This window comes from Mycobacterium sp., from assembly GCF_035274705.1.
Taxonomy (GTDB): Bacteria; Actinomycetota; Actinomycetes; order Mycobacteriales; family Mycobacteriaceae; genus Mycobacterium.
Genome location: NZ_DATENY010000132.1, coordinates 1 through 22673 on the forward strand (window position 1 = coordinate 1; position 22673 = coordinate 22673).

The 22673-nt window shown below is 64.7% G+C and carries 24 protein-coding genes and 2 tRNA genes; 13 read left to right on the forward strand and 13 right to left on the reverse strand.

Going from position 1 to position 22673, the window contains the following annotated elements:
* A partial coding sequence (locus tag VJV41_RS27190; protein ID WP_325339078.1) for an HNH endonuclease signature motif containing protein occupies positions 1-1036 on the forward strand: 1036 nt, incomplete at its 5' end.
* 499 nt (positions 1037-1535) lie between these two features.
* Here the strand turns inward: VJV41_RS27190 and VJV41_RS29025 are convergent.
* Positions 1536-1691, reverse strand: a complete 156-nt coding sequence (locus tag VJV41_RS29025) for a hypothetical protein (protein ID WP_414685065.1) — start codon at positions 1689-1691, stop codon at positions 1536-1538.
* A gap of 152 nt (positions 1692-1843) precedes the next feature.
* Positions 1844-2179 (reverse strand): antibiotic biosynthesis monooxygenase family protein, encoded by a 336-nt coding sequence (locus VJV41_RS27200; RefSeq protein ID WP_325339080.1) that lies wholly within the window; start codon positions 2177-2179, stop codon positions 1844-1846.
* Positions 2180-2237: 58 nt separating this feature from the next.
* Here VJV41_RS27200 and VJV41_RS27205 point away from each other — a divergent pair, with 58 nt between their 5' ends.
* Both VJV41_RS27205 and VJV41_RS27210 read left to right on the forward strand, forming a co-directional pair.
* Positions 2238-2672, forward strand: a complete 435-nt coding sequence (locus tag VJV41_RS27205) for a MarR family winged helix-turn-helix transcriptional regulator (protein WP_325339081.1) — start codon at positions 2238-2240, stop codon at positions 2670-2672.
* A gap of 81 nt (positions 2673-2753) precedes the next feature.
* Positions 2754-4346, forward strand: coding sequence for an alkaline phosphatase family protein (locus VJV41_RS27210; protein WP_325339083.1), 1593 nt, complete (start codon positions 2754-2756; stop codon positions 4344-4346).
* Here VJV41_RS27210 and VJV41_RS27215 read toward each other — a convergent pair.
* Positions 4301-5515 (reverse strand): MFS transporter, encoded by a 1215-nt coding sequence (locus VJV41_RS27215; protein WP_325339085.1) that lies wholly within the window; start codon positions 5513-5515, stop codon positions 4301-4303. The genes VJV41_RS27210 and VJV41_RS27215 overlap by 46 nt on opposite strands.
* A gap of 115 nt (positions 5516-5630) precedes the next feature.
* Between VJV41_RS27215 and VJV41_RS27220 the strand changes: the two genes are divergently transcribed.
* The 4 genes from VJV41_RS27220 to VJV41_RS27235 all read left to right on the forward strand — a co-directional run bounded on the left by VJV41_RS27220 (position 5631) and on the right by VJV41_RS27235 (position 8210).
* Positions 5631-6419 carry a fumarylacetoacetate hydrolase family protein gene (locus VJV41_RS27220; RefSeq protein ID WP_325339087.1) on the forward strand — a complete coding sequence of 263 codons (789 nt, stop codon included), beginning with the start codon at positions 5631-5633 and terminating at the stop codon, positions 6417-6419.
* Complete coding sequence (gene gltX, locus VJV41_RS27225; protein ID WP_325339088.1) at positions 6416-7888, forward strand: glutamate--tRNA ligase; 1473 nt, start codon at positions 6416-6418, stop codon at positions 7886-7888. Before VJV41_RS27220 ends, gltX begins: the two co-directional genes overlap by 4 nt.
* A gap of 117 nt (positions 7889-8005) precedes the next feature.
* A tRNA-Gln gene (locus VJV41_RS27230) sits at positions 8006-8077 on the forward strand.
* Positions 8078-8134: 57 nt separating this feature from the next.
* Positions 8135-8210: transfer RNA gene (locus tag VJV41_RS27235), tRNA-Glu, on the forward strand.
* A 94-nt stretch (positions 8211-8304) separates the two neighbouring features.
* Here the strand turns inward: VJV41_RS27235 and VJV41_RS27240 are convergent.
* The 5 genes from VJV41_RS27240 to VJV41_RS27260 are packed head-to-tail and all read right to left on the reverse strand — an operon-like array spanning position 8305 to position 11447.
* A complete protein-coding gene (locus tag VJV41_RS27240) occupies positions 8305-8529 on the reverse strand; it encodes a ferredoxin (protein ID WP_325339090.1) in 225 nt (74 codons plus the stop codon).
* The gene (locus VJV41_RS27245) at positions 8526-9710 is read right to left on the reverse strand and encodes an NADH-ubiquinone oxidoreductase-F iron-sulfur binding region domain-containing protein (RefSeq protein WP_325339092.1); all 1185 of its coding nucleotides are present in this window, start codon (positions 9708-9710) and stop codon (positions 8526-8528) included. The genes VJV41_RS27240 and VJV41_RS27245 overlap by 4 nt, the downstream gene beginning before the upstream one ends.
* Entirely contained in the window at positions 9707-10276 is a 570-nt protein-coding gene (locus VJV41_RS27250; RefSeq protein WP_325339094.1) for a ferric reductase-like transmembrane domain-containing protein, read from the reverse strand. The genes VJV41_RS27245 and VJV41_RS27250 overlap by 4 nt, the downstream gene beginning before the upstream one ends.
* Positions 10261-11175, reverse strand: a complete 915-nt coding sequence (locus VJV41_RS27255; RefSeq protein ID WP_325339095.1) for an FAD:protein FMN transferase — start codon at positions 11173-11175, stop codon at positions 10261-10263. The genes VJV41_RS27250 and VJV41_RS27255 overlap by 16 nt, the downstream gene beginning before the upstream one ends.
* The gene (locus tag VJV41_RS27260) at positions 11172-11447 is read right to left on the reverse strand and encodes a hypothetical protein (protein ID WP_325339096.1); all 276 of its coding nucleotides are present in this window, start codon (positions 11445-11447) and stop codon (positions 11172-11174) included. Before VJV41_RS27260 ends, VJV41_RS27255 begins: the two co-directional genes overlap by 4 nt.
* A gap of 86 nt (positions 11448-11533) precedes the next feature.
* On the opposite strand from VJV41_RS27260, the gene VJV41_RS27265 reads away from it, so the two are divergent.
* On the forward strand, positions 11534-12214 hold the full coding sequence (locus tag VJV41_RS27265; RefSeq protein ID WP_325339098.1) for a response regulator transcription factor: 681 nt from the start codon (positions 11534-11536) through the stop codon (positions 12212-12214).
* Positions 12215-12273: 59 nt separating this feature from the next.
* Positions 12274-13449 carry a HAMP domain-containing sensor histidine kinase gene (locus VJV41_RS27270; protein ID WP_325339100.1) on the forward strand — a complete coding sequence of 392 codons (1176 nt, stop codon included), beginning with the start codon at positions 12274-12276 and terminating at the stop codon, positions 13447-13449.
* Positions 13450-13468: 19 nt separating this feature from the next.
* Here VJV41_RS27270 and VJV41_RS27275 read toward each other — a convergent pair whose 3' ends face one another.
* On the reverse strand, positions 13469-14170 hold the full coding sequence (locus VJV41_RS27275) for an IclR family transcriptional regulator (RefSeq protein WP_325339102.1): 702 nt from the start codon (positions 14168-14170) through the stop codon (positions 13469-13471).
* Between the two features lie 39 nt (positions 14171-14209).
* Between VJV41_RS27275 and leuC the strand changes: the two genes are divergently transcribed.
* The 3 genes from leuC (at position 14210) to VJV41_RS27290 (ending at position 16976) form a co-directional block, all read left to right on the forward strand.
* On the forward strand, positions 14210-15631 hold the full coding sequence (leuC, locus tag VJV41_RS27280) for a 3-isopropylmalate dehydratase large subunit (RefSeq protein ID WP_325339104.1): 1422 nt from the start codon (positions 14210-14212) through the stop codon (positions 15629-15631).
* A gap of 12 nt (positions 15632-15643) precedes the next feature.
* A complete protein-coding gene (leuD, locus tag VJV41_RS27285) occupies positions 15644-16237 on the forward strand; it encodes a 3-isopropylmalate dehydratase small subunit (RefSeq protein ID WP_325339106.1) in 594 nt (197 codons plus the stop codon).
* 193 nt (positions 16238-16430) lie between these two features.
* A complete protein-coding gene (locus VJV41_RS27290) occupies positions 16431-16976 on the forward strand; it encodes an HU family DNA-binding protein (RefSeq protein ID WP_325339108.1) in 546 nt (181 codons plus the stop codon).
* On the opposite strand, the gene VJV41_RS29030 is transcribed toward VJV41_RS27290, so the two are convergent.
* The 4 genes from VJV41_RS29030 to cofC form a co-directional block, all read right to left on the reverse strand.
* Positions 16870-17358 carry a methyltransferase gene (locus VJV41_RS29030; protein WP_414685066.1) on the reverse strand — a complete coding sequence of 163 codons (489 nt, stop codon included), beginning with the start codon at positions 17356-17358 and terminating at the stop codon, positions 16870-16872. The genes VJV41_RS27290 and VJV41_RS29030 overlap by 107 nt on opposite strands.
* A 297-nt stretch (positions 17359-17655) precedes the next feature.
* On the reverse strand, positions 17656-18585 hold the full coding sequence (locus VJV41_RS27300; protein WP_325339111.1) for an NUDIX hydrolase: 930 nt from the start codon (positions 18583-18585) through the stop codon (positions 17656-17658).
* A 114-nt stretch (positions 18586-18699) separates the two neighbouring features.
* Positions 18700-20868 carry an RNA degradosome polyphosphate kinase gene (locus tag VJV41_RS27305; protein WP_414685067.1) on the reverse strand — a complete coding sequence of 723 codons (2169 nt, stop codon included), beginning with the start codon at positions 20866-20868 and terminating at the stop codon, positions 18700-18702.
* 87 nt (positions 20869-20955) lie between these two features.
* Positions 20956-21636 carry a 2-phospho-L-lactate guanylyltransferase gene (gene cofC, locus VJV41_RS27310; protein ID WP_325339115.1) on the reverse strand — a complete coding sequence of 227 codons (681 nt, stop codon included), beginning with the start codon at positions 21634-21636 and terminating at the stop codon, positions 20956-20958.
* 61 nt (positions 21637-21697) lie between these two features.
* On the opposite strand from cofC, the gene VJV41_RS27315 reads away from it, so the two are divergent.
* Positions 21698-22673: NAD(P)H-dependent glycerol-3-phosphate dehydrogenase (locus tag VJV41_RS27315; RefSeq protein ID WP_325339117.1), on the forward strand; the 976-nt coding region annotated here is incomplete at its 3' end.

Consider the following 22673-nt stretch of genomic DNA (forward strand, 5'->3'; position numbering starts at 1 on the left):
GTCATCGGCAAACGCGCACACGATCGCCACGGTGGCGCACCGGCTGGAGGAGTTTCCCCGCTGCGCGGCGGGTATGCGGGAGGGCCGGCTGTCGCTGGATCAGGTCGGCGTCATCGCGGCGCGCGCGGGCGAGGGATCTGATGAGCATTACGCGGCGCTGGCCGCGGTCGCCACGGTCAATCAGCTGCGCACCGCGGTCAAGCTGGAACCGCGACCTGAACCCGATCCGCGGCCTGAGCCGGAGCGCTCGATCACCAAGGTCACCGGCGAGCATTCCAGCTGTTACCGGATCACACTTCCACACCTGGAAGCGGCGAAGTTCGATGCGGCACTGCAGTCTCATCATGATGGGCTGATAAACGAGTGGAAGAACGATAACGGCGACGGCCGATCAGATCAGCGGCCTCCGTTGCCGAACACCACCGACGCTTTCATGCGTCTGGTGGAGGCCGGTTGGGATGCCGAGGCGGCGCGCCGCCCGCACGGGCAGCACACCACAGTGGTGGCCCACGTCGACGTCGAGCAGCGCGCCGGCGCGCTGCATCTGGGTCCGCTGCTCACCGACGCCGAACGCCAATATTTGACCTGTGATGCCACCTGTGAAGTCTGGTTCGAACGCCGCGGCCAGGTCATCGGTGCCGGGCGGGCGACGCGGCTGATCAACCGGCGGCTGCGCCGCGCGCTGGAGCATCGCCACCCGACGTGTGCGGTTCCGGGTTGTGGTGCCACCCGCGGTCTGCACGCTCACCACATCCGGCACTGGGAGGACGGCGGTGTGACCGAGTTGGTCAACCTGGTGCTGGTGTGCCCGTATCACCACCGGCTGCACCACCGCGGCGTCATCACCATCACCGGACCCGCCGACCATCTTGTCGTCACCGACAGCGCCGGGCGACAATTGAGCGCGGGATCGCTCGCGCGTCCGCCGAACCGTCCCCCGCCCGCTGTCCCACCGTGCCCCGGGCCCACCGGCGAGCGCGCCGACTGGTGGTGGTACGAACCCTTCCAGCCCCAACCACCACCAACAAACAACTAGGTTGGTGACCAGCACCGGATCGAAGCTCAAACGGGTTGGGGCATAGGGAAATTCGTTCGCGATACGCGCAGCTAGCGCATCGCGAAAATCAAGGCCGACAACCAGACCCGCACCGCCGCCGGCCGCTATCCGACGATCCCGCCACGCCCTCATCAAGATTCCCGCTGTCGTGCGCACTAATTCGTGCGCACTAATTTGAGCCAAGTCGGGTCGCGAGGGCCGAAGTATTCGTTGACGCGGGGTGCCCATCCATCCCAGCACCTCACGTGTCGCGTTGGGATGCCTGGTCGCCAAGTTGCCCGCGGGTGTGATTCCGTTTGTGACGCTGACACGGCCGTTCAGGCCAGGGGGCATCATCGCGATTCCCCAACCGAAAGGGCGGCAAGGTTCTAGGTGCCGGGCTGGAACAGAGCGGTCTGCCCGGCCAGGAATTGATTCTGCGAGAAGTCGCCGTTGTCGTTGGTATCCGACGCCGGCGGCGCGACGTCATCGGTGTTAATCAGCCGTACCGGTCGCCGACTTCGAACACGCCGTCCGCCGAGCCGATATCGTTCAGGTAGGTGCTCTTCAGGTCGTTGGCCGCGTTGGTAACCCCACTGCCGATTGGAGCGGGTTCGACAGTGCAGCGAAAGAAATCTCTAGTCGGAACTCTCACTGCTTCACCCTGAACGTCAGTAGTTTTCAACGGGAAAAATGGCGACAGCGTAACCGCCGAACCGATGAGGACGGAGTCGCGATTGCCTTAGCCGACGGTCGAGTATCTTGGCCCCGCCCGACGCCCTGAGTGAGCTAGTCATCTGCCTCGAATTAAGTCACCTCACATGTTGGGTGCACCGATTCGACCGTGTACAGGTGCGGATCGAAACTGGTGGCAATTGCCGCCGCCTGCGCCATGTGCGGCCGCGTCGCGGGGTTGGCCAGCATCGCCTGGTAAGCCTCGGCGCTGTCCCACTGCGCGTAGTTCACCACCCGCGTGCGATCCGTGCTCAGGTGGATGTTCGCCGACCTGAAGCCGGACTGGTACCGCATGACCTCGTCGGTCGCAGCGTGTAGCAGTGCTGCCAATTCCTCTGCCCGGCCAGGCTCGACGGTGAAGACGTTTATCAGCGTGGCGTAGTCGGCGTGCTGCTCGATGGTCGTCATGTCTATCTCCTTGTCAGGTTCCTTACAAAGATGCTAGCACTGATGTAAGGTTCCTGTCATGGTGCGATCCGGGACGGAAGAAGCTGTCGGCTATTTGGTCAAGCGAGTGCAGCAATCTCTCCGCCGTCGGTGCGATTCGGCGTTGCGACCGTCCGGGTTGTCGATGGCGCAATACGCCGTCCTGCGCGCCCTCGCCGACCATCCCGATGCCTCGGCGTCGGAGTTGTCGCGACTTTGTTTCGTTACACGACAATCGCTGCAGGACTTGCTCCTCACCTTGCGCTCCGGGGGGTTCGTCAAAGATGCAAACCGGCCACCGCGTGGTCGTGCGCGTTCGCTTGAGTTGACGTCGGCGGGTACCAAGCGGCTTGCCGCGGCCCAAACGGCGGTCATGAATGTGGAATCGGCGATGATCGACGGAATCTCGCCTGCCGCACGGCGCCAACTCGCCGCACTGCTGAACCGATGTGCCGAGAACCTGGAGGCGGAGTGATGATCATTGCGGCAATCGCCTCCCGGAGCTCACAGCTGCGGTTCACCTGTTGGCCACCTGGTCACTGAAAGCTTCAACTCCATGAAGTTCAGCCGGGGCTTGCTCATTGTCGCTGCGGTGCTGACGTTGGTGGCCGCGTCTTGTTCGAATAAGCCCGAGGGGGCGCCGACCACGAACACCGCGACACCGATTCACCACCTTGTGGTGATCTTTCAGGAGAACGTTTCGTTCGACCACTACTTCGGCACTTACCCACACGCCGCCGACATCGACGGTCAGTCGTTCACCGCACTCCCGAGTACACCGACGGTCGACGGGCTTACCCCAGAATTGTTGACGCAGAACCCTAACAAGGCATCACCGATGCGCTTGGGGGGTCCGGTCCAACAGGTGACGTGTTCTCAGGATCACGAGTACGCAGCTGAGCAGCAGGCGTTCCACGGCGGAGCTATGGACCAATTCGTCGAGCACACCGAAGTTTCCGACTGCAAGCCGCCGGTGTTCAAGATTCCGGGCATGGTGATGGCTTACTACGACGGCAACTCGGTTACGGCGCTGTGGAACTTCGCCCAGCACTACGCAATGAGCGATAATTCCTATGACACGACCTTCGGCCCGTCAACGCCCGGCCACCTGAGCCTGGTATCCGGTCAAACCCATGGCGTGACAAAGGAATTGATGCCGGGCGGCCAGCCGTTCCCACAGGGCGACGTCCTTGAGAACGCGGGCAACGGGCAGGGCACTGTCATCGGCGACCCGCAACCGTTCGGCGACGACTGCTCGAGCCGGGATCAGGTACAGCTCAGCTCGGACAACAAGAACATCGGCGACCTTCTCAACGCCAAGAACGTGACGTGGGGGTATTTCCAGGGCGGGTTCAAACCGACATCGACCAAACCGGACGGCACCGCGTTATGCGGGGCAAGCCACAACGTCGGAACCATCCTCGGCGGCACGGGCAAGTCGGGTCCGCGGGCGATGGGCACCAAGGACGACTACATACCCCACCACGAACCGTTCCAGTACTACGCCTCGACGGCCAATCCGCACCACCTGCCCCCGAGTTCGGTCGACAAGATCGGCCAGACCGATTCGGCCAACCACCAATACGACCTCTCGGATTTCTGGGCCGCCGCCGACTCGGGCCATCTGCCGGGAGTGAGCTTCCTGAAAGCCCCCGGCTACCAGGACGGGCACCCCGAGTACTCCGACCCGCTCGACGAACAGCAGTACTTGGTCGAGACGGTCAACCACCTTGAAAAGCTGCCCGAATGGAAGGACATGGCGATTGTCATCGCTTACGACGACTCCGACGGCTGGTACGACCACAAGCCGTCGCCGACGGTATCCAGCTCCGCTTCGGGAGCGGATGCCCTGACCTCCCCGGGTGTGTGCGGGGTCAATGGCGTAGCGGCCAAATACCAGGGCCGATGCGGTTATGGGCCTCGACTGCCGCTGCTGGTCATCTCACCGCATGCCAAGCCCAACTTCGTCGACCACACGCTGACGGATCAGACCTCGATCCTGCGGTTCATCGAGGACAATTGGAGTACGGGCCGAATCGGTGACGATTCTTTCGATGCCCGAGCCGGTGTGCTGGACAACATGTTCGACTTCAACGGACCGACTCAACCGCCCTTGTTGCTCAACCCGAAAACCGGCAATCCGTCCTGATCCTTTGGAACGACAGGCATTGCGATGAGCGGAAATAGCGCACACACCGCGAAAGCTACGGGGTAGCCGGCGATTCCGATCAATCCGCCGAACAGCGGCGGAGCGATGCCAGCCGTCAACAGCTGACTCGTGTTCTGCGTTCCGAGCGCGCGGCCGCTCCAGAACGGGCCCGCGATCTCGGCGACCGCCGTGAACGCTAATCCGTTGTCAGACACGGTGATCACCGACGCGATCACCATCACGGCCACGCTGACCGGCGAGTCGAGCCAGTCGGTCAATGCCAGCCCCGCCATTGCCGCTGCTGCCGCCAACGCGATGGTGCGGATCGGCCGCAGTCGCGAGCCCACCCGGTCCGACCACAGTCCCGCAGTGATTCGTCCACCGGCGCCTAGAATCTGGGCTGCGGTGACCATCGCCCCCGCCGACGCCGCCGACCAACCGCGGTCGGTCATCAGCCACACCAGCGTGAACGTCCACACCACGACCTGAGGGACGACGAGCAACACGGAAACGGCATGGATGCGCCACAGCACCGCCGAGCCGCGATACGGGTTGGCCAGATCGGCTTCGTCGGCCTCGGCCCGCGTTGGTCGCGCAGGATCCACCACGGCAACGGCACACACGACCGCGGATACTGCGCACACCACCGCAGGGAACAGCAGCGCCGCCGAAACGCCGTGACTTTCCGCCAGTCGCGGAATCACCAACGCGCCCAACGCCACTCCCAAGGGCTGTGCGGTCTGCCGGATACCCATGACGAGGCCACGCTGCTCGGGCGGAAACCATCCGACGACAAGCCGGCCACTCGCGGAGTTGCTACTTGCCGCCGCCATTCCGCCAAGGAACAGGAACGCGCTGACTGCGACGAGCGAGTGCACCGATGCCGCCGCGAACGCCGCCGCCGCGGTCAGCGCAGAGCCAAGCGCAAGCACGAAACGCTCGCCAATGCGGTCCACGACGTAACCCCACGCAATCAGCGTTGCCACCATGCCGAAGCTCGGCATAGACGAGATCAGGCCCGCTTGGGCCAGATCGAGGCCGCGTTCAATGTGCAGCGTGGGAATCAGAAAGGCCGCACCGTTGATGAATACATTCGCGAACAGCGTCGCGGCCAGTGCAATGGCCAACATCGACCAGCGGCGCAGAGCGCTGATCGAATCGACTGACATGCGCCCATCGTCGCACAGCCATCTCACGATGCTGAACTATCTTTTCACATGTTGAGATGCCCGTGGGCAGGGAGCGGTTCGTGGCCGCCAGTGGTGCGGCCGTTAGGGTGAGAACATGCGCCTGGGCCGAATCGCCAGTCCCGATGGGGTTGCCTTCGTCAGTATCGAAGGACCGCCCGATGACCCCACCGAAGCGATCGCGCGGGAAATCGCCGAACACCCATTCGGAACACCCACCTTCACGGGCCGGCAGTGGCCGCTGGCCGACACGCGGCTGCTGGCGCCGATCCTTGCGAGCAAGGTGGTGTGTATCGGCAAGAACTACGCCGCGCACGTCAAGGAGATGGGCGGCGGGTCCTTTCCCGATCCGGTCATCTTCATGAAACCCAACACCGCCATCATCGGTCCCAACGTGTCGATCCAGATGCCGGCCGATGCCGATCCCGTGCATTTCGAGGGTGAACTCGCCGCTGTTATCGGCCGGCCCTGCAAGGACGTTCCGGCGGCGAGGGCCGCTGAGAACATCCTGGGCTACACGATCGGCAACGACGTCACAGCGCGCGATCAGCAGAAGAAGGACGGCCAGTGGACGCGTGCCAAAGGCCATGACACGTTCTGTCCGATCGGCCCGTGGATCGTCACCGATATCGACCCGTCCGATCTCGACATCCGTACGGAGGTCGACGGTGAGGTGAAACAGCACAGCCGGACGTCGATGATGATTCACGACATCGGAGCGATCGTGGAATGGATCTCGGCGGTCATGACGCTACTGCCGGGCGATCTGATCTTGACCGGGACACCCGAGGGCGTCGGTCCCATCGAGCACGGCGACACCGTCAGCATCACCGTCGAGGGGATCGGAACGTTGACCAATCCTGTTGTTCGCAAGGGAAAGTCATGACTGTACGAGTTCGGTTCTGCCCGTCGCCGACGGGCACGCCGCACGTCGGCTTGATCCGGACCGCGTTGTTCAACTGGGCCTATGCCCGGCACACCGGCGGGGCATTCGTGTTCCGCATCGAGGACACCGACTCTGCGCGTGACTCCGAGGAGAGCTACCTCGCTCTACTCGACGCACTGCGCTGGCTGGGGCTCGACTGGGATGAGGGGCCCGTGATCGGTGGGCCGTACGGGCCGTACCGGCAATCGCAACGGCTCGACATGTATCGCGACGTGATCGCCCGGCTACTCGAGACTGGCGAGGCTTACGAATCGTTTTCCACGCCGGAGGAAGTGGAGGCCCGACATCTGGCTGCGGGCCGAAACCCGAAGCTGGGTTACGACAATTTCGATCGCGAGCTGACCGAAGAGCAGCGTGCCACTTACCGTGCTGAGGGCCGGCGCCCCGTCTTACGGCTGAAAATGCCCGACGCGGACATCAGCTGGCGCGACCTCGTACGCGGTGAGACCACATTTCCGGCGGGCACTGTTCCGGACTTCGCGCTCACGCGCGGTAACGGAGAGCCGTTGTACACCTTGGTCAATCCGGTCGACGATGCGCTGATGAAGATCACCCACGTGTTGCGCGGCGAAGACCTGCTGCCGTCGACGTCGCGGCAGATCGCGCTGTACCAAGCGCTTATCCGCCTCGGCGTTGCCGAGCGCGTACCGGAGTTCGCCCACTTGCCAAGCGTTCTCGGCGACGGCAACAAGAAGCTGTCCAAACGTGATCCGCAGTCCAACCTGTTCCTGCATCGTGAGCGCGGCTTCATCCCCGAGGGCCTGTTGAACTACTTGGCGCTGCTCGGCTGGGGTATCGCCGAGGACCGCGACGTGTTCAGCCTCGACGAGATGGTGGCCGCATTCGATGTTGTCGACGTCAACTCCAACCCGGCGCGCTTCGACCAGAAGAAGGCCGATGCGCTCAACGCCGAACACATCCGGCTGCTCGGTGGGGACGAATTCACCCGACGGCTGCGCGAGTACTTCGCCGCGCATGGGCACGACACTGGCCTTGACGACGAGCAATTCGCCGAGGCGGCCGGGCTGGTGCAGACGCGCATCGTCGTGCTCGGCGACGCGTGGGAGCTGTTGAAGTTCCTCAACGACAGCGAGTTCGTGCTCGACGAGAAGTCCGCCGCCAAGGAATTGCGCGCTGACGCAGCGCCGGTTCTGGATGCCGCGCTCACCGCACTGGAAGACGTCGGGGAGTGGACCACGGCGAGGATCGAAATAGCACTCAAGGTTGCCTTGTTGGAGAATCTGGCGCTCAAGCCGCGCAAGGCGTTCGGTCCGATTCGGGTGGCCGTCACAGGTGCGTCGATCAGCCCGCCGCTGTTCGAGTCGTTGGAGCTGTTGGGCCGTGATCGCAGTCTGGCGCGGATGCGGGCCGGAAGGGACCACGCGGCCGCGGCGGCGGCCGAGGCGTGAAATAGCGGTCGGAATTCTTTGGTAATCTGCACGTCGGCCCGATACAACAGGCGGCGGAGGCTTCCCACCGCCTGAGAGGGCCGAAAAGGCCTGTGACCAGCGGTTATAGGCAGCCAATGGGGTATGGTGTAATTGGCAACACAGCTGATTCTGGTTCAGCCATTCTAGGTTCGAGTCCTGGTACCCCAGCTCATTGCACTGATTAGGTCGGCATAGTCGCGTGCGTTATGCTGACAACTCGGTTCTGGCCCCGTCGTCTAGCGGCCTAGGACGCCGCCCTCTCACGGCGGTAGCGTGGGTTCGAATCCCATCGGGGCTACCAAACCGGTGTCGAAGGACATCCGTAAAGCTGTGAACCCACTTACGGGTTCACAGCTTTTTCTTTGGCCTTTGGGCGGGTTGCTGCGCGCTGGTTATCAGTCGGCATCGATCAATCGAAGCGCCAGTCGTGGACAGCGTTTGATCGCGGCGACGGCATACCTGTGGGCCGATTCCGGTATGACAGGCTCCCGGGAACCATCACGCGTCAACGGGTATCCCCAGTCATCCCGCGTCAACACGTCCGGGAGCAGTTCGGTGCACAATCCCCGCCCATCACACCGTGTCCAGTCGATATGTAGCCGGCTGCCCGTCACGCTCATATCGTCATTCCGGCAGGCTCAGCCGCCACACATCGGCCCCGACTGTGCAAAACGATGTCGGCACCGAATGTCGAAAGCGCGGTCCGCACCAATCGGGCGGTGCCGTCGGGGTGGTGACACGACCCACGCCCGTCGACTAGTGCTGCGATCCGCTGGGTTTCGGTCAGCAGTGTGTCACCGCCGTGCCCGTCAGCCAGGGCACGCATCATCTGCGCCAGCCAGGGCAGTCCGTTGTGGCATGGGCCACATTGGCGAGCGCTTTGCCCCGCGAGGTAGTCGACGATGTCGGCGGTCCGCAAAACCCCGCATTCGCCGATGGCGAGCGCGTGGACGATGCCGGTTCCGGACCCGCGTCCGGCTCGGACGCCGTGGATGTCCGCTGCAGGTATCCAGCGACCGTGGTATCCGCCGAGTAACACCGCAGCGAGCTGTCGTGGGTCCGTCCGGCCGGCGTGGCCGATCAACGCTGACAGTGTTGTGCCGGTCGGCACCTCGACCACGCCGCCGGCGACTGCTCCCGAGAGGGTGACGAGCATCGTGCCGGGATCCAAGTGGTCGCCGACCGAGCGGAACCACTGCGGTCCGTACCGCGCGATCAGCGCGATGTGCGCGAGCGTCTCCACATTGCTGACCAGTGTGGGATGTCGGCGCACCCCGCTGGCGGATGTGCTTTCGACCTGGTCGGTGGGTCGGGCCCGTCCGCCCTGTATGCGATTGACCACCGCCGACTTCTCCCCGGCGACGAACGTTTCGGGCGACGCGACGATGCAGACGGTCCGCTCAATCGCCCCACCCGCGCGGCGCTCGGCGATTGCGCGCCGCATCGCCGAAATAGACCGCGATGGGATGTAGAGATAGATATCGCGGGCGGCGACATCGGCTGCCGTGAGGACCAAGCCGTCAAGCACTAGGTGTGGCGCCCGGTTCATGAGCCACACGTCCTTTTGCGAAAGTGGTTCGCCCTCCGCGCCATTGCCGATCACCACGGCATCGCGACCGCGTACAGACTGCAATTTGCGACCGGTCGGGAAGCCTGCGCCGCCACGGCCCGTCAGCCCGGCATCGTGAACCAAACCCGACAAGGACGCGGGTGCGAGGCCGGGTAAAGGTCCGAAGCAGCGGCGGTGCTCGGCGAACCCTGGCCCGCTTGCCGCCGAAAGACGTTGCGCGGCTGGCATCATCGGGTCGCCATCCGGCGTTCGCTGTATTCCAGGAAGTCTGCGCGCAATCGAAAGGTCAGCGCCGCTGCGACTGTCACGGCACAGATACCGGCGAACGCCAGGAACCAGCCATGCGAGGAATCGGTGCCGTTACCAAGTGCGTGCGCGAACGCGATCGGCCACACGGCGTAGGTGACCCAGTGCATGACCCGGAAAACTCTTATTCCCAACCGATGTCGCAGCAGACTGGTCACCATCACGGCCAGAAGGAGGTCGAAGGCCAGCGTCCCGAGACCCAGCCACAGCGGTTCGTAGGCGCCAACAAAGGGCACCGTCAGGTCAATCAGCCGCAGCTGGGCGTACGGATCGGCAAGTAGATTGCCCACGTGGATGAATACGAACACCGTTCCGAGTAGCGCCGCGAACCGGTGCACATCGAGGACGGCGAACCGCGGCAGTGTCACCAGCGGCCGGCCCGAGCGCGTCCCAATGCCCAATGCGATCGACAACGTGAACAAACCCAGCGCTGTGATCCCCGTGCCGCGGCCCACCACCCACAAGGCCTGATCGATCATGCCGACGGCCATCCGCCCAAAGTGTGCACCGCGCCGTCGCGATCGACGAGTCGGGCCGGAACCGCCAGTCCCGCAATCCAATCCGTGGCACGTTTCCCCCGTACGATCGCCGCGGTGCTCATCGCATTGGCGGCCAGGCATGTTTGTGCGGCGACGCTGACGCTGCGCCACACCGGTTCTACGGAGCGTCCGGTGCGTGGGTCCAGAATGTGGTGCACGAGATCTCCGCCGTGCCACCATCGCCTCCGGCACGTACTCGACGTCGCCAATCCGGCGCCGCTCCCCAGCGCTACCGACGAGCTGGGGTCGTCGTCGGTGTCCTGCACCCGCACCTGCCATCCGCCGTCTGGGCTCGGTCCCGCCGTGGCGATGTCGCCGCCGAGGTTGATCAGAACGCCGCTGCCCGTCTCGTCGTATACCCGCTGTACGCACCGGTCGGCTGCCACCGCCTTTGCAGTAGCACCCAGATCGAGCAGCACCCCGGCCGGAAGCCTGACGGTGTGCCCGTCGAATTCGACCATCGACCAGTTCGAGGCGATCACCACCGACGTCACACGGGCCGACGTCTCGAGCTGATCGATGTCGCGGTCATATCCCAGCGCGATCAACGCGCCGCCGACGGTGGGATCTACATCACCGTCGGTAAACCGTGCCGCCGTCAGCGCCGCATCGATGAGATCGGCCAGCACTGGGCTCACCGGTGTCCGTTCACCCGCGGCGAGCATGCTCAGCTCTGAATCGGAGCGGAACCTGGACGCGGCCAATTCAATTGCGTCGAGTTCGGTATCGACAACTTCTCGCGCCGCCGCCAGCGCTTCGGGTTCGGTGACCAACAGGTGCATCCCCGTGCTCCACCGCTTCCACTGTGACTGTGACCCGGTGATGCCGACCAGCTCACTGGGCGAGGTCATGAACCGCGCGATCTCGTATGCATGCCCGAGCCTGGCCCCAGCGGGGAGCCGTTGAACCCTGGGGGCAAGGTTGTGGTGGTCGTCGGAGTGGTCGGTCCTGTGCCCTCGATCACGTCGTAGCCGCGCGGGGGGTTGGCGTTATCGGTCGAGGGGCTCTTCACGGTGTCGGAGTAGGCCAGCGCACTTGCGCCCACAGCACCGGCGGCGCTGAGTGCGACAAGCCCCCACGACACCGCAGTGACCTTGCGGAAGCCAGCGTCAGGTGAGTCCATGAGCTAGATGGTGGTCAGCGGTTCTTTGAGCGCTGTAAGAAATGCACTTGTTCCGGATATGCAGGTTCCCGTGGCACTCTCGCTACGTGTCCTCGCCGAACTGCGCTGCCGCCCTGTTGGTGGTGGAGGATGACCGCGCGCTGAGCGCGATGCTCGCCGAGGTGTTCGTCGAACAGGGTTATCGCGTCGACACGGCCTATGACGCTCAGCAAGGATTGCATCGCGGACTGACCACCGCCTACGACGCTTTGATTGTCGACCGCGGCCTGCCGGTTATGGACGGCTCGGACTTGATCGCGGTACTTCGGTCGCGTGGGGTGGTGACACCGGCGCTCATCCTGACGGCTCGCGGTTCGGTGGCTGACCGGGTGGAGGGTTTGGACGCGGGCGCGCAGGACTATCTGGTTAAACCATTCGAGATCGACGAACTACTCGCGAGGGTACGGGCGCTGTTGCGGCGCACGGACAGCGCTGCTCTCATCGTGAGCGCCGGGGGACTCCGCCTGGACCGCCTGACTCGACGAGTCTCGGGCGCCACACCTGACGGAGACGAGGTGGAGCTGTCCGAACGTGAGGCATCGCTGCTTGCGACGCTGATGGCGGCACCCCGACGGGTGTTCAGCCGCGGCCAGCTGCTTGCTTCCGTTTTCGACGGCGCTGAAACGTCGGGGGCGGTCGACTCCTACGTTCATTACCTCCGACGCAAGCTCGGCAAGCACGTCGTGCGCACAGTGCATCGGAGCGGCTACCGGTTCGGCCTCGAGTGAAACCCACGAAACGGGCCAGCCGCCGTGACCCCCCGGCGCCGCCGAGTGATCTGACCGTCGTGAAACGCGCGGGGCGAATCGCGGCGGCGCAAGCTTCGGTGGCCTTGGCAGTGGTGCTTCTGGTGGTCGGCGCGGTCGTGTTCGCGGTGTATGTGCGAGTGCAAAACCGCCAGATCAGCGCGCAATTGGAGACCGTCGCCGCGACGGCCGACGACGTCAACGACCCGCCACCGGGCATGGAGCTGGTCCTACGCGACAACAAGGGTGCAGTCGCGATGAGTGACGGGGGTCAAGCCGGCGTCGATCTGCTCGGCGGCACAACCGGATATGCCGATCTGAATGCGAACGGCGAGAGGTTTCGGGCGCTGGTGGTGGACCGGCCGGAGGGCAGGGTCGTAGCCATGCTCGACGTAGCGCCCTATGACGCGGGTCGAAATCGTCTACTGCTGTCTCTCGGGTTCGCAGAACTGGCCGGCATTTTGGCGTCCATCGCCGTGGTTGTGCTCTTTACCCGTCGGTCTGTTCGTCCGCTGGCGCAGGCGCTGGCGTTGCAACGCCGCTTCGTCGCGGACGCATCGCACGAATTACGTGCGCCATTGACGGTGTTGCACACCCGGGCGCAGATGCTCGTTCGCCACGCGGACGCCGGCGATACAGGCGCGCTGCGACGGGATGCCGATGCGTTGGTGGCAGACACGCGAGTCCTCAGCGATGTCGTCGATGACCTGCTCGCTTCAGCCGCGATGCCCTCTGTCGCCGCCCCGCGCGACCGTGTAGATCTGTCTGATCTCACCATGGCGGTGCGCGAAAGCATGCTCCCGTACGCCGAGTCGCTCAGTGTGGCAATTGATTTCGAGTCGAACGAGAACGCCGCGTCATTTGACGTCATCGGGTCGGCGGCGGCGTTGCGCCGAGCACTGACGTCCCTCATCGACAACGCACTCGCCCACGAGCACGAGGGAGGGACTGTCGCGCTGACGGTTCAACGCGACGGCAAATGGGTCAGCGTTACGGTCGCCGACGATGGCGTGGGCATCGATCCCGACTCGATGTCGACGCTGTTCGAACGGTTTTCGCACGGCGTCGAGCACACCGGGGCAGGCCGCGCACCGTACGGAATCGGATTGGCGCTCGTTCGTGAGATCGCCCAAGCGCATGGCGGCGACATTGCCGTCGCATCGACGCCGGGCCAAGGGGCGAGATTCACGCTGACCGTGCCCGCAGCCGAGCACTGACCGCCTACTCGGCAGTGCGTCAGAGCCGGCGCGTCAGCGCATCGGCGGCCGCCAACAGATCTGCTGCCCAGCGGGCGCCCGGTCGGCGTCCCATCCGGTCGATCGGTCCCGAGACCGACACGGCGGCGATCACGGTCCCGCGCCCGTCGCGCACCGGCGCCGAAACGCTGGCCACTCCCGGTTCACGCTCGGCGGCGCTTTGTGCCCACCCGCGCTTACGCACCTCGGCCAATGTGCGGTCGGTGAATTTCGCCGCGGGAAGCACCGCCTGCTGGGTCGCGGCGTCGGCATAGGCCAGCAGCACCTTGGCACCTGATCCCGCCGTCATCGGCAGACGCGTCCCGACGGGCACGGTGTCGCGAAGCCCCGCAGGTGGTTCCAGCGCGGCGATGCAGATTCGCGACGTACCTTCGCGGCGATACAGCTGCACGCTCTCGCCGGTGATCTCCCGCAGTCGCGGTAGTACAACGGCGCCCGCGGCCAGCAGCGGATCGTTGACTTGCCCGGCCAACTCGGTCAGCGCGGGGCCGAGTCGCCAGCGGCCGTCGCCGTTGCGGGTCAGCAGCCGATGTACTTCCAGGCCCGCGGCCAGCCGATGCGCCGTAGCGCGGGGCAGACCGGTGCGCTCGCAGAGTTCGGCCAGCCCACACGGCGACTCGGACACCGCATGCAGTACACCCACCGCTTTGTCGAGCACGCCGATGCCGCTATCCTGTCTCACAAGGAGATACTAGCTTCCCAGATTGTGAGACAGTCAAGTATGACAACCGCCGACAAGCCACGCACCATGGCAGAGAAGGTGTGGGCCGACCATGTCGTCGTCCACGGGGGCTCCACCGAGCCTGATCTGATCTACATCGATCTGCATCTCGTCCACGAGGTCACCAGCCCGCAGGCCTTCGACGGGCTGCGGCTGGCCGGGCGCACCGTGCGCCGGCCCGATCTCACGATCGCCACCGAGGACCACAACGTGCCGACGATCGACATCGACAAGCCGATCGCCGATCCGATCTCGCGTACTCAGGTCGAGACGCTCCGCAACAATTGCGAAGAATTCGGCATTCGACTGCACCCGATGGGCGACGCCGAGCAGGGCATCGTGCACATCATCGGTCCGCAGCTGGGTCTGACTCAGCCCGGCATGACGGTGGTGTGTGGCGACAGCCACACCTCGACGCACGGCGCGTTCGGCGCTCTTGCGATGGGCATCGGCACGTCGGAAGTCGAGCATGTGCTCGCCACGCAAACACTGCCGCTGCGGCCGTTCAAAACGATGGCGGTCAATGTCGACGGTCAATTGCCGCCCGGCGTGAGCGCGAAAGACATCATCCTTGCGGTGATCGCGAAGATCGGCACCGGCGGGGGACAGGGACACGTCATCGAATACCGCGGCAGCGCCATCGAATCGCTGTCTATGGAAGGCCGGATGACGGTCTGCAACATGAGCATCGAGGCCGGCGCGCGCGCCGGCATGGTGGCTCCCGACGAAACTACGTTCGAATTTCTGCGTGGGCGTCCGCACGCGCCCCAGGGCGCGCAGTGGGATGAGGCAGTCGCGGAATGGAACCGGCTGCGTACCGACGAAGGAGCGGAATTCGACACCGAGGTCTATATCGACGCCTCGACGCTGAGCCCGTTCGTCACGTGGGGCACCAATCCCGGGCAGGGCGTTCCGCTCTCGGATTCGGTACCCGATCCTGAACTGATGTTCGACGACGCCGAACGTCAGTCCGCCGAAAAAGCGTTGGCGTACATGGATCTTCGGCCCGGGACGGCGATGCGCGATATCCCCGTCGATACCGTGTTCGTCGGCTCGTGCACCAACGGCCGCATCGAGGATCTGCGGGTAGTCGCCGACGTGCTGCGGGGGCGTACGGTCGCCGACGGTGTCCGGGTGCTGATCGTGCCCGGCTCCATGCGGGTCCGTGCCCAGGCCGAATCCGAAGGCCTCGGTGAGGTCTTCGTCACTGCGGGCGCGGAGTGGAGGCAGGCTGGCTGCTCGATGTGTCTCGGCATGAATCCGGACCAGCTGTCGCCGGGCCAACGGTGCGCGTCGACGTCCAACCGCAATTTCGAGGGCCGGCAGGGCAAGGGCGGCCGCACGCATTTGGTGTCGCCCGCGGTCGCCGCGGCCACCGCAGTGCGCGGCACGCTGTCGTCCCCGGCCGATCTGACCGACTAAAAGGAGATCGTCATGGAAGCGTTTCGCACTCACACCGGCATCGGGGTGCCGCTGCGGCGGTCGAATGTCGATACCGACCAAATCATTCCGGCTGAGTACCTGAAGCGGGTCACCCGAACGGGTTTCGAGGACGGATTGTTCGCGGCATGGCGCAACGACCCGTCGTTCATTCTCAATCAGGCCCCATTCGACAAAGGCTCGGTATTGGTCGCCGGGCCGGATTTCGGTACCGGCTCGTCGCGCGAGCATGCCGTCTGGGCACTGATGGACTTCGGTTTCAGAGTCGTTATCTCGTCCCGTTTCGCCGATATTTTTCGCGGCAACGCCGGCAAGGCGGGGCTCTTGGCGGCCGAAGTGGCCCAAGATGATGTCGAACTTTTGTGGAAGCTCATCGAGCAGCATCCCGGCATGGAAATCACTGTGAATCTTCAAGATCGGAATATCGTCGCGGGAACGGTCATGGTGCCGTTCAACATTGACGATTACACCGCATGGCGACTGCTCGAAGGACTCGATGATATAGGCCTTACGCTGCGGAAACTCGATGAAATCGAGTCCTATGAAGCAAGCCGGCCGGGCTGGAAACCCCGCACACTGCCGGCCTGACAAACGGGTCGCGGCAACCCGAATTCGCCGCCCTTCAACCCCGTTCTTGGGACCCCCGTCAGGAGGCCAAGGGGGGCAAGAAAGTTCGCTAGATTCGCACGAAATTGCGCGTGGCTCTTGGAAATCAGTGGGTATTGGGTTTACCGTGTCCTCTAGTCGGTCCAAGAAGGACCACTGGTTTCGGAGGTTTTGCATGAACAAAGCGGAGCTCATCGACGTACTCACGGAGAAATTGGGCTCGGATCGTCGGCAAGCAACCGCGGCGGTGGAGCACGTTGTCGACACCATCGTGCGTGCGGTTCACAAGGGTGACAGCGTCACCATTACAGGTTTCGGCGTTTTCGAGCAGCGCCGTCGTGCAGCCCGTGTCGCGCGTAATCCGCGCACCGGCGAGACGGTGAAAGTTAAGCCCACTTCCGTGCCGGCGTTTCGGCCCGGCGCTCAATTCAAAGCGGTTGTCTCTGGGGCACAGCGCCTCCCGGCGGAAGGACCAGCAGTGAAACGTGGCGTGACGGCGGGAACCGCCCGGAAGGCCGTGAAGAAGGCGGCCGTCAAGAAGGCCGTCAAGAAGGCGGCCGTCAAGAAGGCCGTGAAGCGCACTGCCGTCAAGAAGGCCGTGAAGAAGGCGGCCGTCAAGAAGGCAGTCGCCAAGAAGGCGCCGGCCAAGAAGACAGCCGCCAAGAAGACGGCTCGCAAGGCCCCGGCCCGCAAGGCTCCGGCCAAGCGCGGCCGCCGCTAATTCGACATCGGGCACGCCGCGGGTCGCCCCGACCCGCGGCGTGTCTGTGCGTCGAGATCGGCCAGGCCGCTTCGGACTCCACCACCGAGGTCGGGCATGCCGTCGGAATCACGCGCATCTTGCGGAAGCCTCGCTTACCAAGCAGCTCCGCGTACCCCGCGGCGGTGCGCTCCCTGCCCGTGCCGGCCACCAACATTTCCAGCTCGAGCACTTTCGACAAATGCTCGCGATCGTCATCGGGGATCACCATCTCGATCACCAACAACTCGGTGCCGGTGGCCATGGCGTGTCGCACATTTCGCAAAATCTCGCGCACTTTAAATTCATCCCGGGCATGCACGATGTGTTTGAGCACGTACGCGTCGCCGCCCGCCGCCGACATCGATGATGGTGTTGAACACCTGAAAAGTCGTACGCGGCGAGTACGAGCTCGATCTCGGTATTCGATGTGGGTGCGTCGGCGCGAAGCGCGTCCGCCATCGGTTTCAGTGCGAACCGGCCGTCCGCGCGCTGAGTGAAAATCCCGCGGCCGACGGGGGCACCACCTTCTGTTCTATACGGCGTAACCGGCGCCTGAACGCATCGACCACATGCGCGACCCGAGCTGGCGGAAGCTTCGGCATTTGTCTGCGGTCATCGAGAACTCCTTCTCGTCCGCCTGGCGGGCCGACCGCACAGACTACTTCTTGACGGCCAACGGGCTGCCGATATGGTCGGCGGCGACCAAACGCCCCTCGGCCAACGACATCACCCAGGTGCTGCCCTTGCGATTGCGCGACTTGTCGGGTCGCACGCCGTCGCGCTCGCACCACCACGCGATCAGATCGGGAATCACTTTCCCCTGAGTGCAGATCACGGGTGTGCCGCCGGCGGCGGCGATTTCGAGCACGCGGTTGCGGGCCGCCTTGCGGTTCTCCGGATACGCTTCCTCGGTCAGCGCAGGCTCGTCATCGATGTTCACGCCCAGTTCCTCGGCAAGCGGTTCGAGTGTCTGACGGCAGCGCACCCGGTCCGCGGCGTAGAGCTTGTCGGCGCCGAACGCCAGCAAGACACCGACAAGCGATTCGGCCTGCGCGCGGCCGTGCTTGTCCAGCGGGCGCTTTCGGTCGTCGCCCTTGTAGCGTGATTTGCTACCGGCCGTACCGTGTCGCACGATCAGCACCGTCTGCGTATCGACAGGTTGTTTAACGAAGCGGCGCAAGACTTTTCGGTCATGCGGGTAGACCAGTTCTTGTATCGCCTGGGTGACGGGCAGCCACTTGAGCTCGTCGACTTCGGCGTTCGGAGAGAACTCGCCGGCAACGCTGCGGGCCGCCCAGTAGCGCACCTTCTTGATGCCCTGCTCGACGGGATAGCTGACCGCGGCGAGCCGACGGCCCAGCTGCGATTCGTACCCGGTTTCCTCGTGAACCTCCCGAACGGCGGTCACCGGTTCGGTTTCGCCGGGGTCGACCTTGCCCTTCGGCAGCGACCAATCGTCGTAGCGCGGACGGTGGATGATCGCCACTTCCGGCGTGGCGGAATCACCGTTGGGCCGCCACAGCACCGCGCCGGCTGCGAGAACGGCCTTGCTTACCGGGACTGTGTCCGGCGAAAGCTCTTTCGCCATCTCAACTCCCGCAGGTCATCGGGGCCCGTCGACGGGCCGCACCGCGCTTGGTCATCGTCGTGTCGATGGTGACGTTCCTCCTCGGGGCTCGTTCCTCACCCCGCATCGTCATCGTCACGGATGGCGGTGGCGTTCCATCAATGACACTTGGTGATCGCGTACGGTCTGATCCTCCTGCGGCGACGCCGTCCAGTGACCGTCGGCACCCAACTCCCAGCAGCGGGTCGCGGGATCCATCGCGGAATCGAAGACGTCGTTCAGTTGCGCGGTCAGCCTCGGATCCTTCACTTGCGCCATCACTTCGACCCGTCGGTCGAGATTACGATGCATCATGTCGGCGCTGCCGATCCAGAACTCGTCGATGGCGCGGAAGTGAATAATTCGCGAGTGCTCGAGAAAGCGGCCGAGAATCGAGCGCACCACGATGTTCTCTGAAAAGCCAGAAGCGCCGGGCTTGAGCGCGCAGATGCCGCGGACAACCACCTCGACACGAACCCCGGCCTGCGAAGCGCGGTAGAGCGCGTCGATCACCTGCTCGTCGACCAATGCGTTGGCCTTCACCCGGATCCGGCCATCGGCGCCATCACGGGTCGCGGCGATTTCGCGCTCGATGCGCTCGATGATGCCCCTGCGCACTCCATACGGCGCCACGAGCAGATTCCGATACGACTCCTTGCGGGAATAGCCGGTCAGCGAATTGAACAGGTCGGTGAGGTCGGCGCCGATATCGGGCGCGGCGGTGAGCAGACCGACATCTTCATAGAGGCGCGCGGTTTTCGGGTTGTAGTTGCCCGTGCCGATGTGGCAGTAGCGCCGGATCATCGAGCCCTCGCGGCGTACCACCAAACACGTCTTGCAGTGTGTCTTGAGTCCGATCAGGCCGTAAACGACATGCACGCCGGCCTGCTCCAGTGCGCGGGCCCACTTGATGTTGGCCTGCTCGTCGAAGCGCGCCTTGAGTTCGACGAGTGCCACGACCTGCTTGCCGGCTTCGGCGGCGTCGATGAGCGCATTGACGATTGGCGAATCTCCCGAGGTGCGATAAAGCGTCTGCTTGATCGCCAGCACATTGGGATCCGCGGCGGCCTGCTCGATGAACCGCTGCACAGTGGTGGAAAACGAATCGTACGGGTGATGCACGAGCACGTCGCCGTCACGCAACGTCGAGAAGATGCTCTTGGGTGTTTCGCGTTCGCCGAACGCGGGCGGTGTCGCCGGCACGAACGGTGGATCCTTCAGCGCGGGACGGTCTACGCCGTAGACCTGCCACAGCGACGACAGGTCGAGCAGCCCGGGCACCTCGATGACATCGCCTGGGTCCACGTCGAGTTCGCGCAACAGCAATTCGAGCATGCTCTCGGTCATGTCGTCGGACACTTCGAGACGAACCGGCGAGCCGAAGCGGCGCCGCGCCAACTCACGTTCCAACGCCTGCAGCAGATCCTCGTCGCGGTCCTCTTCGACTTCCATGTCCGCGTTGCGGGTAATGCGGAACGCATGATTCTCGACGACTTCCAGGCCGGGGAAAAGCACCGGCAAGAACGCCGCGATCAGCTCCTCCATCGGCAGGAACCGCACGATGTGCGAACTGCCCTCGCGGCGCGCGAGTTCGACGAACCGGTCGACGTTGTCGGGCACCTTGATTCGGGCGAAGTGCTGGCCACCGTCGTCGGGATGCTTGACGGTGATCGCCAGGTTCAGGCTCAACCCGCTCACGAACGGGAACGGATGCGCAGGGTCGACCGCCAGCGGCGTCAACACCGGGAACACCTGCTCGTGGAAATAGGTCGACAGCCGCGAGTGCTCGTCGTCGTCGAGCTCGGCCCACGTGACGATGAGGACGCCTTCGTCGGCCAGCGCCGGTCGCACCGAATCGAGGAACACGCGCGCATGCCGGCTGGCGACCTGTTGCGAGAGCTCGTTGATCCGGCGTAACTGCTCGCGCGGTGACAGGCCGTCGGCCGACCGCACCGACAGGCCCATTTCGTCGCGGCGCTTGAGCCCTGCGACGCGCACCATATAGAACTCGTCGAGGTTCGACGCGAAGATGGCCAAGAACTTGGCGCGTTCCAGCAGCGGCAGGGACGTGTCGGCGGCCAGCGCGAGCACGCGCGCGTTGAAGTCCAGCCAGCTCAGCTCACGGTTGAGGTAACGATCCTCCGGCAGGGCGTTGTCGACGGCGGGTGAGGTCGCAGCGGGTGGCGCTTCAGGCGCCGTGTCAGTGGAATCCGATGTCGGCGGCCGAACGGCGGCTACGTCCGACTCTTTTTCGTCCGGTCGGATTTGGGCTTCGGCTTCGGTCACCTCTCCGATGATTCCTCATGTACCTGCTGTCCTGCTACCAGGACCGTCTAACGCGACGTCAGCTGTTCACCTCGAATGGCCGATGGCCTGCACTGTCGCTGGACCGACACCGAGGCGACGCGCCACCATCAGGTCATCGGGGGTGTCGATGTCACACCGCAGCCCGGGCCACGCGCCGGTCAATTCGATCGCGCCCGAGTGCCGATGGCGCTCGGCCGAATCTGGGCCGAAACGCGGGTCGAGCGCGACGCCGAAGGCAAATAGCGCCGATGTTCCGGTGCCATGCCGATCGCCGACGAAGCTGCGCGGGTATCCGCGGGCCGCTGCGATCGCCTCGGATAGCTCTTGCGACTGTAACGCCGGCAGATCACCCTGCAGCGCAACGATATTCGGCGTCTCTTCGCGTATCGCCGCTTCCGCTGCGGCGATCGCATTGTTGAGCGGGTTGCGGTGGCCGTCCGGCGTCGGGTCGACCAGCACGCGCGCACCGAGTTGGCGGGCGGCGTCTGCCGCAACGTCGTCGGGCGTGACCACGGTGACTGCATGCAATGCCGGAACGGCCGTCGCGGCGGTGATGGTGTCGATCAGCATTGCCAACACCACGCTTTCGCGGGTGGCCGCCGAGAAAACCGGCGCCAGCCTGGTCTTGGCCGCCCCGAGCCGCTTCACTGCGATCACGAGCCCCACGTCGGCGGCCTCGGTTTGCGAGGTCGCCCGCCTCGCGGCTCCTGCCCTCGCGCCGCTCATAAGCGCCATCCTGCCAGCAGGGCCGGCGCGTTAAGGTGAAGCCGTGGTGGAGGCGGCGGTGATGGGGGCCGGTGCGTGGGGGACCGCGCTAGCCAAGGTTCTGGCAGATGCGGGCAACAACGTCACGCTGTGGGCGCGCCGCCCCGAGCTGGCCGACGAGATCAACGACACACACCGCAACACCCAATACCTCGACGATACCGAGCTGCCGAAGTCGATCCGGGCGACCAGCGATGCGGCCGAGGCGCTCACCGGCGCGTGCACGGTGCTGCTCGCGGTGCCCTCGCAGACGATGCGCGCCAACCTCGAGCAGTGGGCGGGCTTCATCGGTGACGACGCGACGCTGGTGAGCCTGGCCAAGGGCATCGAGCTGCACACCCTGATGCGGATGAGCCAGGTAGTCATCCAAGTGACTGGTGCCGACCCGTCGCGGGTGGCAGTCGTCACGGGTCCGAACCTGGCCAGTGAAATCGTCGACGAACAGCCGGCGGCCACCGTCGTCGCCTGCAGCGACTCCGGACGGGCAGTGGCTTTACAGCGGGCGCTGGCGTGCGGTTACTTCCGTCCGTACACCAACGCCGACGTGATCGGTGCCGAGGTCGGCGGTGCGTGCAAGAACGTGATCGCACTGGCGTGTGGCATGGCGGCGGGAGTCGGGCTGGGGGAGAACACCTTGGCTGCGATCATCACCCGCGGACTGGCCGAGATCATGCGGCTCGGAATTGCGCTGGGCGCCAAGCCCGCAACGCTGGCCGGGCTCGCGGGTGTCGGTGATCTGGTGGCCACGTGCACATCACCGCACTCGCGGAACCGCTCGTTCGGTGAACGGCTCGGCATGGGTGGGACGATGGATTCGGCGTTGCGCGCGGCGGGCGGCCACATCGCCGAAGGCGTGTCCTCATGTGAGTCAGTGCTCGCGCTGGCGTCAAGCTACGACGTCGAAATGCCGCTCACCGATGCCGTACATCGGGTATGCCACAAAGGGCTGTCGGTCGACGAGGCCGTCGCGCTGCTACTCGGGCGCAGCACGAAACCGG

Coding starts and splice junctions, on each gene's coding strand:
- VJV41_RS27200 (WP_325339080.1), bottom strand. CDS start 2,179: ATGACGACCATCGAGCAGCACGCCGACTACGCCACGCTGATAAACGTC.
- VJV41_RS27205 (WP_325339081.1), top strand. CDS start 2,238: ATGGTGCGATCCGGGACGGAAGAAGCTGTCGGCTATTTGGTCAAGCGA.
- VJV41_RS27210 (WP_325339083.1), top strand. CDS start 2,754: ATGAAGTTCAGCCGGGGCTTGCTCATTGTCGCTGCGGTGCTGACGTTG.
- VJV41_RS27215 (WP_325339085.1), bottom strand. CDS start 5,515: ATGTCAGTCGATTCGATCAGCGCTCTGCGCCGCTGGTCGATGTTGGCC.
- VJV41_RS27220 (WP_325339087.1), top strand. CDS start 5,631: ATGCGCCTGGGCCGAATCGCCAGTCCCGATGGGGTTGCCTTCGTCAGT.
- gltX (WP_325339088.1), top strand. CDS start 6,416: ATGACTGTACGAGTTCGGTTCTGCCCGTCGCCGACGGGCACGCCGCAC.
- VJV41_RS27240 (WP_325339090.1), bottom strand. CDS start 8,529: ATGAGCGTGACGGGCAGCCGGCTACATATCGACTGGACACGGTGTGAT.
- VJV41_RS27245 (WP_325339092.1), bottom strand. CDS start 9,710: ATGATGCCAGCCGCGCAACGTCTTTCGGCGGCAAGCGGGCCAGGGTTC.
- VJV41_RS27250 (WP_325339094.1), bottom strand. CDS start 10,276: ATGGCCGTCGGCATGATCGATCAGGCCTTGTGGGTGGTGGGCCGCGGC.
- VJV41_RS27255 (WP_325339095.1), bottom strand. CDS start 11,175: ATGACCTCGCCCAGTGAGCTGGTCGGCATCACCGGGTCACAGTCACAG.
- VJV41_RS27260 (WP_325339096.1), bottom strand. CDS start 11,447: ATGGACTCACCTGACGCTGGCTTCCGCAAGGTCACTGCGGTGTCGTGG.
- leuC (WP_325339104.1), top strand. CDS start 14,210: ATGACAACCGCCGACAAGCCACGCACCATGGCAGAGAAGGTGTGGGCC.
- leuD (WP_325339106.1), top strand. CDS start 15,644: ATGGAAGCGTTTCGCACTCACACCGGCATCGGGGTGCCGCTGCGGCGG.
- VJV41_RS27290 (WP_325339108.1), top strand. CDS start 16,431: ATGAACAAAGCGGAGCTCATCGACGTACTCACGGAGAAATTGGGCTCG.
- VJV41_RS29030 (WP_414685066.1), bottom strand. CDS start 17,358: ATGTCGGCGGCGGGCGGCGACGCGTACGTGCTCAAACACATCGTGCAT.
- VJV41_RS27300 (WP_325339111.1), bottom strand. CDS start 18,585: ATGGCGAAAGAGCTTTCGCCGGACACAGTCCCGGTAAGCAAGGCCGTT.
- cofC (WP_325339115.1), bottom strand. CDS start 21,636: ATGAGCGGCGCGAGGGCAGGAGCCGCGAGGCGGGCGACCTCGCAAACC.